This is a genomic window from Oceanospirillum multiglobuliferum (assembly GCF_900167095.1).
GTDB lineage: Bacteria > Pseudomonadota > Gammaproteobacteria > Pseudomonadales > Halomonadaceae > Oceanospirillum > Oceanospirillum multiglobuliferum.
Genome location: NZ_FUXG01000006.1, coordinates 1 through 12,357, shown reverse-complemented (window position 1 = coordinate 12,357; position 12,357 = coordinate 1). Strand labels below are relative to the sequence as shown.

Here is a 12,357-nt window from a genome sequence, read left to right as displayed (position 1 = left end):
TTAGAGTTCAGTCCGTCAGAGAGTGGGGAGTTACGTCAACTTGTGTCAGTTGGCCGTTGTTTTCCATAAGTTTGCTGACTTTTTGTTCGGCATTTTGCAGTTTGCTCTGGCAATCTCGAATCAATCTAATGCCTGTTTCAAAAGCTTGTAGAGAATCTTCTAAAGAAAGATCACCTGCTTCGAGCTGAATAACGAGCTGTTCTAGCTCGGTCATTTTACCTGCGAAGTCTTTTGCTTTTGTATTGACCATAAAATCACCGTAAATAAACCGACGAAACTTACCGGAGAACAATGTTTCATTCAATAGCCAAATCAGCTTATCTTGCAGTTAATGGAATAAAATTCTTTTAAATCATGGGGTTATTAGTATGTAATGTTTTTTTATGTAACAGAATAAAAAAACATTAAGTTTGATATAAGATCAATGGCATCAAAAGTCGCGTATAAAAGCCATTCAACCCTAGAGGAAAAGCCGTTATCATAAGGCCTAGTGAAAAAATATAAAGTTTGTCTAAACTTAGCCAGATATACGTCAACAGGATGTTTTATGCTGGCTGGCTCGTATTATCAGGCCGTATTTTTTAGTCTTTTGTAACCAAGGAGCTCAAAGAGTGGATATAGCAACCCTACTTGGTATTGTCGGTTCGCTAGCTATTGTTGCCATGGCGATGGTTTTGGGGGGAGATCCATTAATCTTCATAAACCCACCCTCATTATTGATTGTTATTGGTGGATCGCTTTTTGTGGTGCTGTCTAAGTTTAGCCTGAAGCAGTTTTTGGGTGCGGTAAAAGTCGCAGCTAAAGCCTTTATGTTTAAACTAGAGTCTGCTGAAGAGATCATTGGTGTATTAGTTGATGTTGCACAGGTTGCCCGTAAAGGCGGATTGTTGGCACTCGAAGAAAAGGAAGTGGATAACAAGTTTCTGAAGAATGGTATGCAGCTCTTGGTTGATGGTCAAGATCGAGAGGTCGTACGTACCATGCTCAGCAAAGACCGTGTGATGACCCTTGAGCGCCATAAGTGGGGCGCTAAAGTGTTCAGTGCCATTGGTGATGTTGGCCCTGCGATGGGGATGATTGGTACGCTTATCGGCTTAGTTCAGATGTTGGCCAATATGTCTGATCCTAAGGCGATTGGTCCTGCGATGGCGGTTGCACTTTTGACTACGCTTTATGGTGCGATGTTGGCGACGATGATATGTTTGCCGATTGCTGACAAGCTTAATTTGCGTATGACGGAAGAAGCGCAGATTCAGTCCATTATTATTGATGCGCTCTTGGCAATTCAGGCGGGCCAGAACCCTCGGGTGATTGAAGACATGTTACGCACTTATCTGCCATCAGGCACAAGGGATGATGCGAACTTTGAGCAACCAACCGCTTAAAGCACAGGATTAACGGAATCAAGCTATGAGTGATGAAGTAGAAGAGTGCGAATGCCCCGCAGGTATACCTGCTTGGGTAATGACCTTTGCTGACTTAATGTCGCTATTGATGTGCTTTTTCGTATTGTTGCTGTCATTTGCGGAGATGGATGTCACTAAGTTTAAGCGTTTGGCGGGTGAGATGAGAAACGCCTACGGGGTGCAACGGCAGATTCAAGCCAATGATGTTCCCATGGGTACTAGTGTGATTATGGAGAATTATACTCCTGGTAAGCCAGAGCCTAATCCGCTAGAAATCATTCAGCAGAAAACAACGGAGCAGGATCCCAACTTACGTACAGAAAGTGTGCAAACGGTGACGGATCAAGAAACGCAAACGCAGGCAGATGCAGAAGCGATTGCGCGAATTCTGAAGGAAGAGATTGAAGAGGGCAAAATTCAAGTCGAAAGCCGTCGTCGTAACATCATTATTCGGGTTGAAGAGAAAGGCTCTTTCTCTCCGGGTAGTGCGGTGCTTTCAGAGCAATTTGAATTGGTTATGGACAAGATTCGTCAGGCGCTGGCTGCAACTCCTGGGCAGATCACGATTGAAGGGCATACGGATGATATTCCTATTGCCACAGAACGCTTCCGTTCAAACTGGGATCTGTCCTCTGCTCGTGCCTCTTCTGTGGCCTATGAGTTAGAGCTTGATAACTTGATTGAAACTAAGCGCATGAAGGTGATTGGCTATGCTGACACCAAAGGCTTGGTGCCTAACGACAGTCGTGAAAACAGAGCAAAAAATCGCCGTGTTGAGATTGTAGTTGATCAGGGTGCGAGCGAAGATGCAGGCGCGATCAGTTTCTTAAATGAACAAAATGAAGAAGCTAAGCAGCAGGGAAGTGAAATTAATATGGAGATTGAAGAGCGGGTCTTTGAGCTAAAACCTAACGAGGTTTTCTGATCGGCTAAATTGCTTTAGTTTGAGTAAAATATACCTGAATTGACGGCCTTTTTATTTGGTTGTTCGATTCAGGTATTTTTTTGCCTAAACCTTTGGTGTTAGCGGTAGGCTAAGACTGAATGTGCTGCCAATACCCTCTTGGCTTGAAACTGATAGGTCGCCTGATAATGCTTCTGCCAAACGTTTTGATATAGATAGGCCTAAGCCTGTGCCTTCGATTTTGTGCAGATCATTATGAACCCTAGTAAAGGGGTCAAAGAGGTCTGCTAATTTTCTCTGTGGGATACCTAGACCTGTATCTTCAACATCAATCCTGATCTGATATTCATCTTGATAGGTACTAATTTTTAGCTCTCCGCCCTCTTTATTGTATTTTATGCCGTTACTGAGCAGGTTAAGTAGTATCTGTTTAAGGCGATGAGGGTCTGTGTTGATATGATTACATTCAATGTTATTGAGTTGTTCTATCACATTTACTTGTTTTTGCTTGGCCAGTGGTGCCAGCATATTCACTGTTTCAGAGATAAGCTTCTTGAATGCTACTGGATGGTAGTGCACTTCAAGTTTACCTGACTCAATATGGCTTAAATCTAAAACTTCGTTAACCAAATGCAGAAGATGTTTGCTGGCGGTGTTGATTTCGTCAATACACTCTGTTTGCTCATCTGTAATATCTTCATCTGTCGCCAATAGCTGGCTGAATCCAATGATCGCATTCAAAGGTGTGCGTAGCTCGTGGCTGATGCGTGACAGGAAGTAAGACTTTGCTTCGTTGGCCTTCTGTGCATCAATTTTTGATTGAAGTACGGCATTAAAGTGATCAAGCATTTTTAGGCTATTACGGATACGTAGCAATAGCTCCTCTTGATCAACAGGTTTTAACAAAAAGTCGCTGGCACCCGCTTTGATCATGCGAGCAGCTATATTCTTTTCATTAAAAGCAGATATGGCAATTATAGGTAAGCTATTGGCGTCTCTAAGTTTTCGGATGCGCGGAATAAGTTGGCTGCCATCAATGTCTGGCAAAATATAATCGACAAGTGTCAGCGTAATATCATCTGTACTTTTGAGGATATCTAAGGCTTCTAAAGCGGTGTTACAATTGATTACTTGGTAGTTCTGGCAAGAGAGTAGTCTTGCGGCAAAATCACAAAATGCTTTTGAGTCGTCAATAATTAATATTTTATGGCGGTGATTATCTTTGAGTTGTCCAATAAGGCTGGCAACATCATAGAAGCAGTTGGTGTCTTTGGAAAAGTAGTCAACGATATTCAGTTTGAGCGCTTGCTTTCTAGACTGTTCTTCTAGCGTTGCGGTTAAAACAATGGTGGGGATGTTGCGTAGAATGCAGTCGTAAATTAGCTCGCCAGAACCTGCGTCATTGAGTTCATAGCCGCTGACTATTGCGAGCCAGTCGGTTCTGTTTTCAATGTGCTCAAGGGCGTCTGCTCTAGATGAGGCAGTGTATACTCGTAGCGAAAACTGGCATTGAGAAAGAATGGCCTCTTTTAGAATATTGAGGAAAATGGGCGAGTTATCAACCAGAAGAACAGAATAAGACATTGATCCGCTACTAAATATCCAAAAGCTTGGTAAAAGAGTGCTATCTGGTTATGATCAAGCGGAAGAGCTGGTTTTTCAAGACAATTCTTATTTAATGATTTGGAATTTGCTGCGATGTGTTTTTATGGTGCCGGCACCAGGAGTCGAACCCGGGACCTACTGATTACAAGTCAGTTGCTCTACCGACTGAGCTATACCGGCAAGGTATGATTTACTGCAGAAGTATGGCTGGGGTACTAGGATTCGAACCTAGGAATGCCGATACCAAAAACCGGTGCCTTACCACTTGGCGATACCCCATTTAAAAAGTGGTGGCCGGAGACGGAATCGAACCGCCGACACGAGGATTTTCAATCCTCTGCTCTACCGACTGAGCTATCCGGCCAACGAGGCATATTAAACAAGATTCTCTTTTTCTCGTCAACACCTTTTTCAAATAAATTTAAAAAAATTCAGTCGGTTATTGCACTTTTGAAGTTTCGATAGGCACGTAACCCTCTACAAGCTCCAATCCATCAGCATTTGAGAAAAACTTGTCCATTTCGTTACTCAAAAATTGACGTGCACTTAGTTCCATTAAATTTAATCTTTTTTCATTGATCAACATGGTTTGGTGCTTCTGCCAGTCTTGCCAAGCTTGTTTTGAAATGCTGTTTAAGATTTCTTGGCCCTTGGCTCCGGGAAAAGGGGGCAAATCTAAAGCTTCTAACTCTTGTTGATATTTTTTACAAAAAACAGTGCGACTCATTTTATGCTCCAGATGATCAGCCGTAACAGGTAACGAATAAAAAATTATAGGGAGGAGTGTAACAGTTTATAAATAGGTCCTGGTAAACCAATTTCAGCGGGCTTCTCTACTTGATACCAAAAATACTGTTGAGCATCTTGTACGCTACCAGCGCCATCCTCAGAGGGCTTCTTCGGTAGGTAGAGTTTGGGTAGCTGCTGAAGACTAACTAGGTGGACCTCTGCCTCTAAAATAAAGTGAGTAAATTGATGGTTAATTTTACTGTGTAGATTGGTAGGGATCTCATTTAAAAGATGTTTAGATTTAAAAGAGTCTAACTCTGGGAGGCTCCACAACCCTCCCCAAATACCAGTGCTAGGACGCTTTTCTAATAATATTTGTCCATCATGCTTGATCAGCAATAGCTTCTCTAGACGTACTGGTCGTTCTTTTTTGGGTTTCGGCTCAGGAAACTGGTGCTGACTGGCTGTTGCTTTAGCTGCACAAAAAGGCTCTAAGGGGCAATCGCTACACAGCGGGTTGCGTCGCGTGCAAACCAGTGCGCCTAAGTCCATTACAGCTTGGGTATAGTCAGCGCAGCGCTGATGTGGTGAATAATGCTCCGCAACCTGCCAAAGCTGCTTTTGTACACGAGGTGCGCTAGGCCAGCCGGGCACGCAGTGCAATCGAGCTAGAAAGCGTTTTACGTTGCCGTCTAATATTGGTGCGTAGATATTTTCTGAAATAGATAGGATTGCACCAGCGGTTGATCGGCCTATACCGGGTAACGCTTCCAGCTCGACGACTGTTTTGGGAAATAGACCCTGATGCTGGTTACATACCATTTGCGCACATTTGTGCAAATTCCTTGCACGTGCGTAATAGCCTAACCCTGTCCAAAGGTGTAGTACCTCGTCAATGTCTGCTGATGCTAGTGCCTGTACCGTAGGAAAACGTGCAATAAAACGCTCAAAATAAGGGATGACGGTAACAACCTGAGTTTGTTGCAGCATCACCTCTGATAGCCAGACGTGATATGCCGATTTTGTTTGCTGCCAAGGTAGATTTTTACGGCCATGCAGATCAAACCAACTTAGAATGGCGTTAGAGATCTGCTCTGTTGGGTGAAGCTGAATACTGGGCACAATAAGAGTACTTTTATCGGTCAATAAGAAAGGTTGTCTTTGAACGTATACGCAACCTGCAATAAAACAAAAGGCCGGTAGCCCGACCTTTTGTCTGTCACTTTGTTAGACGTGAAAGATTAGAATAGTTTCTTCACTGCATCTTCCAATTTTTTGCGAGCGGCGTCTTCAACTTGCTTTTTAGCTGCGGCTTTTTCATCTGCAATGCGTTGATTCAGCGCGGCTTTCTCAGCCGCTAACCTGGCTTCTGCCTCTGCTTGTAGTCGGGCTTTTTCAGCATTGAAGGCTGCGGTCGCTTCAGCTTTTGCCATACCTGCAATAGTGCCGCCAATTGCTTTGTAGTCTAAACCACAACTGATGGCAAAAGGCTCGCCATAATGTCCTGAACAAGCCACAGGCCAGCGTACTGCTTCAAACCTATCTTTAACGGTACAAACAGTGTTGCTAGCATCTGTAATTTGCGCACCTAAATTATATTTAAAGTTGCTCTTGGGTAGATCAACCTCGCCAAAGCCCGTTGTTAAAATACCGGGAATCGCAACCGTCATATTTTTGTTGTTACCTACGCCGTTGACAAAGTTGATGTCACCTTTTAATGAGCTGAACTCTGTATCGGCAGACCAAATAGTATTTTTTGCATCGCCACTTAATGCGCTGCAAAGCTCTTTGGATAGGTTTGTGCCAATAAATGCACCATTTTGTACATCAAAGCGTGCCGCACCATTCAAGTTCGCCATAATAGTACTTAAACGATTGGTTTGAGTCTTAAAGTTGGCATTTAAGTAAGTTGCGCCCCGCACTTTGTCAATTTCAGCGGCAGTTTGTAGTAGTGGATAGATGCTAAGCCCTTTGGTTTGGTGGCTAAACTGTATCTGGATTGGTGTTTGGTTGAGATCCAGCTTAGCTTGGTTTTTCACTGTGCCTTCATAAAGTGCGGCATCTGCCGCATGCAAACTGATTAAACCTTTATTCGCATCAAGATCTAATTTTATATCACTAATCAGGTGCTTCTTGATCGTCAGCTGGCCGACGTTGATCTGGGCTTTGGCTTGAATCGGTTTGAGTAACTCAACTGGAATTAAGTCGGTCTCTTCTGTGGGGGCAGGCTTTTCAGCTTCTTTGGTGTCTGTTGCTTCTACAGGGGTAGGTAAATAGCGGTCGGCATTTAGGCTATCAATGTCAAAAGCGGCAAACATCGCTTGGCTTTTTAGATTGATACCCGCTTGGCCTGTCACTGTGGTTTGATCAGCTTTCAAGCTTAGATCATAAATCTTGGCATTGTCCCCTGCCAAACTTACACGGCTGATAAGAGATAGGCTGCCCAAAGTGCTGCTGTCGGCCATTTCTGGCAGAGCAATTTTTAAGCGATTGAGCCAATCACGGGGCGAAAATTCATCAATTTTGATGGCCGCATTCACTTCTGGTTGCTTATCAAGCTGTGAGGCCAAAGCTTGCAGCGTGATGGTGATATTGTCCAAGCTTAGCTGTGTGGGTTTTAGCTCTGCGGTTTGCTGCTTTAAGTTAGCACTGGCGCTGCTGTTCAGCTGGAATGGCAGTGCATTGGCACCTAACAAGTCAGTTTTAATATCGCCTTTAACTAAGAGCTTACTTAGATCATAGGTTTGTTGTTTCAAGTTTAAACTGGCAGCGCTGTTCAGATCTAAGTTGGCTAGCACATCCAGCCCACCTTGTTGAACATAGTGGGCATTTTGCACATTCAGTTTGAGTGTTGAGATCTGTACATCACCGCTGTTAAGCATGGCGGTGGCAGAGGTGCTGAGATCCACATTTACAGGATCAGGGCCAAGTAATGGTGTTCTGGCGAAAAGTTTCAAGCTGAGGTTATCAGCTTTATAAGCTTGGCTTTTTAGGTTTAGATCAGCGTTGGCTAAGGCCATATCAAGATTGGCTTGTACTTCAGGCAGATTTTTTGCTTCTAAAGCCAAGTTTCTCAGCTGGAATGCCAGTTGGCTGATATTGATCTGCTGGCTGTTCATATCCGCTTTTACATTAGTTTTTAAGCTCACATTAACGGTTTGAGAGCCGATCAACGGTGTTTTGGCTGCAACGTTAAGCTGGATGTTGGTTAATTGATAAAGCTGCTTACCGAGGTCTGCAAAGACCAAACTACTCAGATCAATTTGAGTGTTCAGATCAGGGTTTTTAGTCTCAATATCTGCCTTGATATTCAATGGAAAAGACTTACCCAGTGCAATATCGCTGCTGTGTAGTTCGAACTGCTTAATAGTGGCGCTCAGGTTTTGCTGATGATCAACAAAGCTAAGCTTTGTGTTGGTGATATCAATGCCCGCTACCGCTAACAATAAGGGAGCCTGCGCTGCACTTGCTTGAGTGGTATCGGTTTTAGCATCTGCTGGCGCACTGTTTGATGTAGTTGAATCTGCTTTAGGAATAAAAACTTGCCAGTTACCCACACCATTTTTATCAATTTCAATGGCAGCACTTAGCCCGTCTAAAATGACACGATCAACCGCGATCTCACCTTTTAATAACGGTAAAACTTTAAGCTGTACGCTCAATGTATTTAAAGCCGCAAAAGGCTGCTGACTGTTTTTCGTGATAGGGTGCAGCACTTTTACGCCATTGATGTTCGCACCCAGCCAAGGGAAAACGGTGACTTTTAAGTCTCCGTTCAGCTCTAACGGAACACCCGCTTTGTCAGCTTGCTCAATAATCAACGATTTGTAGCTATTGGCATCAAAAAATTGCGTTAAATAGACACCAGCGGCCACTAATAGCGCAGTGATGCCTAATAATAGGTAAACAATTGATTTAATCAGTAAGCGCACGGGTTGTTCCTTCCTTGTTTGAGTTTACTTAGCAGGACGCTGGGTCAATAAATAATGCTCGTTTTCTTCGGCCAACAAATAGCCCATTCTTTGTAGCAAGATATGATCAGGCGTGAGCATATCTTGAGCGGGTATTTTAAGTGTCTGCCCAGCTTGTTGTGCAGCGTTTAATGTGAGCTCTAGCAAACGAGTTCCTACGCGACGGCGGCGGGTCACTTTTCGTACACAGAAATGCGATGCTTGCCAGTGATCGGCTGTCGGGTTGATCACAATGGCACCAATTAAACGCTGGTTGAACAGCGCACAATAGAACTGTTGAGCAGGGTCTGCCAAAACCGCACTCACAAATTGCGTGACTGACAAAGGATTTTTGTCACCATTTAGGGTTAAACGCTCAGGCTGTGAGTCGGTGTAAATCTTTTCTAGCTGCTCGATTAGAGCGCTATCAGTAGTGTTATCAACGATTTGTAACAAGACGGGCATAAAAATCTCCAAAAAAGAGCGCTTATTGGCTCTATCTGATGCTGCATTGTAGCGGATAGCGCCGTTGATTCACTATAATTCACGTTTTCAATAATAAGCAGCCTCCGGAGATTATCATGGCGGAGCGTACCGCAAGCGTTGAACGGAACACCTTAGAAACCCAAATCAAAGTCAGCATCAACTTAGATGGTACTGGCAAACTCAATATTGATACGGGCGTCCCTTTTCTAGAACACATGATCGACCAGATCGCCCGTCATGGTTTGATCGACATGGATATCGTTGCCAAAGGCGATCTCCACATTGATGATCACCATACGGTTGAAGACCTTGGCATCACCTTAGGCCAAGCCTTTGCCAAAGCGGTGGGGGATAAAAAAGGCATCTCCCGCTACGGCCATGCCTATGTGCCGTTAGACGAAGCTTTATCACGGGTTGTGATCGACTTTTCCGGTCGCCCTGGTTTAAGCCTGAATGTTGACTTTACCCGCGGCAGCATCGGCAAATTTGACACCCAACTGTTTTCAGAGTTTTTCCACGGCTTTGTGAACCATGCCGGCGTTACCCTGCATATCGACAACCTAAAAGGTTTCAACGCCCATCATCAGGCTGAAACCATCTTCAAAGCATTCGGTCGCGCCTTAAGAATGGCCTTGGCTGAAGATCCGCGTATGGCAGGTATGATGCCATCCACCAAAGGCAGCTTGTAAGCACTAGGATTGATATGAAAACAATTGCAGTGATTGATTATGGTATGGGCAACCTGCACTCCGTATCCAAAGCGTTAGAGCATGTTGCTAGCAACCAGCGCGTGGTGGTAACCGCAGACCCAGAGGTGATTCGTAACGCTGAACACGTTGTGTTGCCCGGAGTGGGGGCGATCCGTGATTGTATGGCCGAGATTCGTCGTTTAGGTATCGACCAAGTGGTGCAAGAGAATATCGCCAGTGGCAAACCTTTTCTGGGCATCTGCGTAGGCTATCAAGCGCTGATGCAAGACAGCGAAGAGAATGGCGGCGTGCCTTGTTTGGCTCATTTTGACGGCCATGTACGTTTCTTCGGTGACAATCTGGTGGATGAACAAGGCGAAAAGCTGAAAGTGCCGCACATGGGTTGGAATCAGGTCAAGCAAACCTCAAACCATCCAATCTGGCAAGGTATTGAAGACAACAGCCGTTTTTATTTTGTCCACAGCTACTATGTTGAAGCCAGTCATCCACAGGAGGTGATTGGAGAAACGGTGTATGGCAAAACCTGCCATGTCGCCTTGGCGCATCAAAACGTGGTGGCGGTGCAGTTTCACCCAGAGAAAAGCCATAACGCAGGCTTGCAACTGCTGAAAAACTTTGCCGAGTGGAATGGGCAAGCTTAAGCCCAATTCACAAGACCCTAATCGAAATCCATAGGAGCCATCATGGCACTGGCAAAACGAATTATTCCTTGTTTGGATGTGGACAAAGGCCGCGTGGTAAAAGGCGTGAACTTTGTTGATATTCGAGATGCGGGCAACCCTGTTGAAGTCGCCAAGCGCTACAACGAACAGGGCGCGGATGAGATCACCTTTTTAGATATCACCGCCAGTAATGAAGACCGCGCGACCACCGTGCATATGGTCGAAGAGATCGCCAGCGAAGTGTTTATCCCGCTGACCGTAGGTGGTGGCATTCGCACCTGCGAAGACATCCGTCGTATGTTAAACGCAGGGGCTGACAAAGTGGGCATCAATACCGCAGCGGTATTCAACCCCGACTTCGTAAAAGAAGCCGCCAGCCGATTTGGTAGCCAATGTATTGTTGTTGCCATCGACTGCAAAAAAGTCAGCGCACCGGGCGAAACCAATCGTTGGGAAATTTTCACCCACGGTGGCCGCAAAGCCACAGGCATCAACGCGGTGGAGTGGGCGATTAAAATGACCGAATACGGTGCAGGTGAAATCCTACTGACCAGCATGGATCGAGACGGCACCAAAAACGGCTTTGATCTAGACGTAACCCATGCCATCAGCAACGCAACAGCGGTGCCGATTATCGCCTCTGGCGGTGTGGGTAACTTGCAACACTTAGCGGATGGCGTCACCTTAGGTCATGCAGATGCGGTACTGGCCGCCAGTATTTTCCATTTTGGCGAATACACCATCCCAGAAGCCAAAGCCTTTATGGCTGCACAAGGCATTGAAATGCGTTTGTGAGGTTTGTTTGAGAGTTAAAAAACGCTCCTATCATTTTGATTGGAGCGTTTTTTATATAGGCTGCTTCATAAAATCATCAAAACAGCTTATTAAGACCTTCGGGTATAGCTAGCGGTGTAAGTGTTGCCAGCCTTTCGGAAAAGAGGTAAAAGATTCATCAAGTTAGAAACAATAGTGAACCAAACGAGAAACTTAGGCGCGGAATATGCCAAAAAGAACTCGTAGATAAGCCACAGGTTGACAGGGAAAAATCGCGTTAAAAAGTACCCCCTAGAGTCCTTTGGTTGTTCAAGAAATTACTATAACTAATTCGCCATCTATTATAACCATTTAATAGTGAGATGCTCTTGTCAGGCAGCATACCAATAAATAAGGACATAATAATGCTAAATAAAGCAGTAATATTTTTTTTAGTTACTACAGCCCTAATGGGATGTACGTCAGAAGAGGAGAGGAATAAAAAAGAAAATGCTAGATATGAGGCATGCATGGAAAGGTATACAGAACGGTGTAAAAAAGCATGTAGTATAGACCCTGTTTTAATGTATTGCGGTTCGAAGGGCGTAAACAATATTATTGGCTCAGGCTGTAAAACAGAAATTGAAAAAACACCTTTTTATGATAGAGAAGCAAAATGCATTAGCTCTGCTTGCAACTTTGGTCTAGAGCTGATTCGTGCATGTAGAAAAGAATCACAACTCTAATTACGAGGATGTTCATAGTTCGGTAGTGTTCAAAATTCTGTGTCACCTCTATAGTTTAACCCGGCGGTTGCAGACGCTGAGTGCAACACGCTACTGAACTAATGTGGTGGTATTATATTCTTTCGCCATCACTTCACTAATTACTTCAATGGGGCATCGGTATTCAAAACGCTGCCGAGGCCTGATATTCAACTCATAAGCAATCGCATCCAACTGCTCCTGACTGTGCACTGACAGATCCGTTCCTTTAGGTAAATATTGGCGGATTAGGCCATTGATATTCTCATTGCTTCCCCGCTGCCACGGACTGTGTGGATCACAAAAATAGATCGCTACACCTGTACGTTGCGTGATTTCCGCATGCTTAGCCATCTCTTTGCCTTGGTCATAGGTCATACTTTTACGT

General features: G+C 44.5%; 13 protein-coding genes and 3 tRNA genes. 6 read left to right on the top strand and 10 right to left on the bottom strand.

Features of this window, described 5'->3' with window-relative positions; genetic code table 11:
* Positions 1 to 7 precede the first annotated feature (7 nt).
* Positions 8 to 250, bottom strand: coding sequence for an exodeoxyribonuclease VII small subunit (locus B5D26_RS05685; protein WP_078744766.1), 243 nt, complete (start codon positions 248 to 250; stop codon positions 8 to 10).
* A 361-nt stretch (positions 251 to 611) separates the two neighbouring features.
* On the opposite strand from B5D26_RS05685, the gene pomA reads away from it, so the two are divergent.
* A complete protein-coding gene (pomA, locus tag B5D26_RS05680; RefSeq protein WP_078744765.1) occupies positions 612 to 1,385 on the top strand; it encodes a flagellar motor protein PomA in 774 nt (257 codons plus the stop codon).
* A 25-nt stretch (positions 1,386 to 1,410) separates the two neighbouring features.
* Positions 1,411 to 2,331 (top strand): flagellar motor protein MotB, encoded by a 921-nt coding sequence (locus B5D26_RS05675; RefSeq protein ID WP_078744764.1) that lies wholly within the window; start codon positions 1,411 to 1,413, stop codon positions 2,329 to 2,331.
* A gap of 84 nt (positions 2,332 to 2,415) precedes the next feature.
* Here B5D26_RS05675 and B5D26_RS05670 read toward each other — a convergent pair whose 3' ends face one another.
* The 8 genes from B5D26_RS05670 to B5D26_RS05635 form a co-directional block, all read right to left on the bottom strand.
* Complete coding sequence (locus B5D26_RS05670; protein WP_078744763.1) at positions 2,416 to 3,894, bottom strand: response regulator; 1,479 nt, start codon at positions 3,892 to 3,894, stop codon at positions 2,416 to 2,418.
* Between the two features lie 125 nt (positions 3,895 to 4,019).
* Positions 4,020 to 4,095: transfer RNA gene (locus B5D26_RS05665), tRNA-Thr, on the bottom strand.
* Between the two features lie 24 nt (positions 4,096 to 4,119).
* Positions 4,120 to 4,194, bottom strand: a tRNA-Gln gene (locus tag B5D26_RS05660).
* Positions 4,195 to 4,203: 9 nt separating this feature from the next.
* Positions 4,204 to 4,279: transfer RNA gene (locus B5D26_RS05655), tRNA-Phe, on the bottom strand.
* A 75-nt stretch (positions 4,280 to 4,354) separates the two neighbouring features.
* The gene (locus B5D26_RS05650) at positions 4,355 to 4,642 is read right to left on the bottom strand and encodes an oxidative damage protection protein (protein WP_078744762.1); all 288 of its coding nucleotides are present in this window, start codon (positions 4,640 to 4,642) and stop codon (positions 4,355 to 4,357) included.
* Positions 4,643 to 4,686: 44 nt separating this feature from the next.
* Entirely contained in the window at positions 4,687 to 5,790 is a 1,104-nt protein-coding gene (mutY, locus tag B5D26_RS05645) for an A/G-specific adenine glycosylase (RefSeq protein ID WP_234985199.1), read from the bottom strand.
* A gap of 95 nt (positions 5,791 to 5,885) precedes the next feature.
* Complete coding sequence (locus tag B5D26_RS05640; RefSeq protein ID WP_078744761.1) at positions 5,886 to 8,576, bottom strand: AsmA family protein; 2,691 nt, start codon at positions 8,574 to 8,576, stop codon at positions 5,886 to 5,888.
* A 24-nt stretch (positions 8,577 to 8,600) separates the two neighbouring features.
* Positions 8,601 to 9,059 (bottom strand): acetyl-CoA sensor PanZ family protein, encoded by a 459-nt coding sequence (locus tag B5D26_RS05635; protein WP_078744760.1) that lies wholly within the window; start codon positions 9,057 to 9,059, stop codon positions 8,601 to 8,603.
* A gap of 116 nt (positions 9,060 to 9,175) precedes the next feature.
* On the opposite strand from B5D26_RS05635, the gene hisB reads away from it, so the two are divergent.
* The 4 genes from hisB to B5D26_RS05615 all read left to right on the top strand — a co-directional run bounded on the left by hisB (position 9,176) and on the right by B5D26_RS05615 (position 11,951).
* Positions 9,176 to 9,769, top strand: a complete 594-nt coding sequence (gene hisB, locus B5D26_RS05630; protein WP_078744759.1) for an imidazoleglycerol-phosphate dehydratase HisB — start codon at positions 9,176 to 9,178, stop codon at positions 9,767 to 9,769.
* A 14-nt stretch (positions 9,770 to 9,783) separates the two neighbouring features.
* Positions 9,784 to 10,431: an imidazole glycerol phosphate synthase subunit HisH gene (gene hisH / locus B5D26_RS05625; RefSeq protein ID WP_078744758.1), complete on the top strand. Its 648-nt coding sequence runs from the start codon at positions 9,784 to 9,786 to the stop codon at positions 10,429 to 10,431.
* A 42-nt stretch (positions 10,432 to 10,473) separates the two neighbouring features.
* Positions 10,474 to 11,247 carry an imidazole glycerol phosphate synthase subunit HisF gene (hisF, locus tag B5D26_RS05620; protein ID WP_078744757.1) on the top strand — a complete coding sequence of 258 codons (774 nt, stop codon included), beginning with the start codon at positions 10,474 to 10,476 and terminating at the stop codon, positions 11,245 to 11,247.
* A 383-nt stretch (positions 11,248 to 11,630) separates the two neighbouring features.
* Complete coding sequence (locus B5D26_RS05615; protein WP_078744756.1) at positions 11,631 to 11,951, top strand: hypothetical protein; 321 nt, start codon at positions 11,631 to 11,633, stop codon at positions 11,949 to 11,951.
* A gap of 90 nt (positions 11,952 to 12,041) precedes the next feature.
* Here the strand turns inward: B5D26_RS05615 and B5D26_RS05610 are convergent.
* The coding region (locus B5D26_RS05610; RefSeq protein WP_143833099.1) for an IS30 family transposase at positions 12,042 to 12,357 on the bottom strand (316 nt) is incomplete at its 5' end.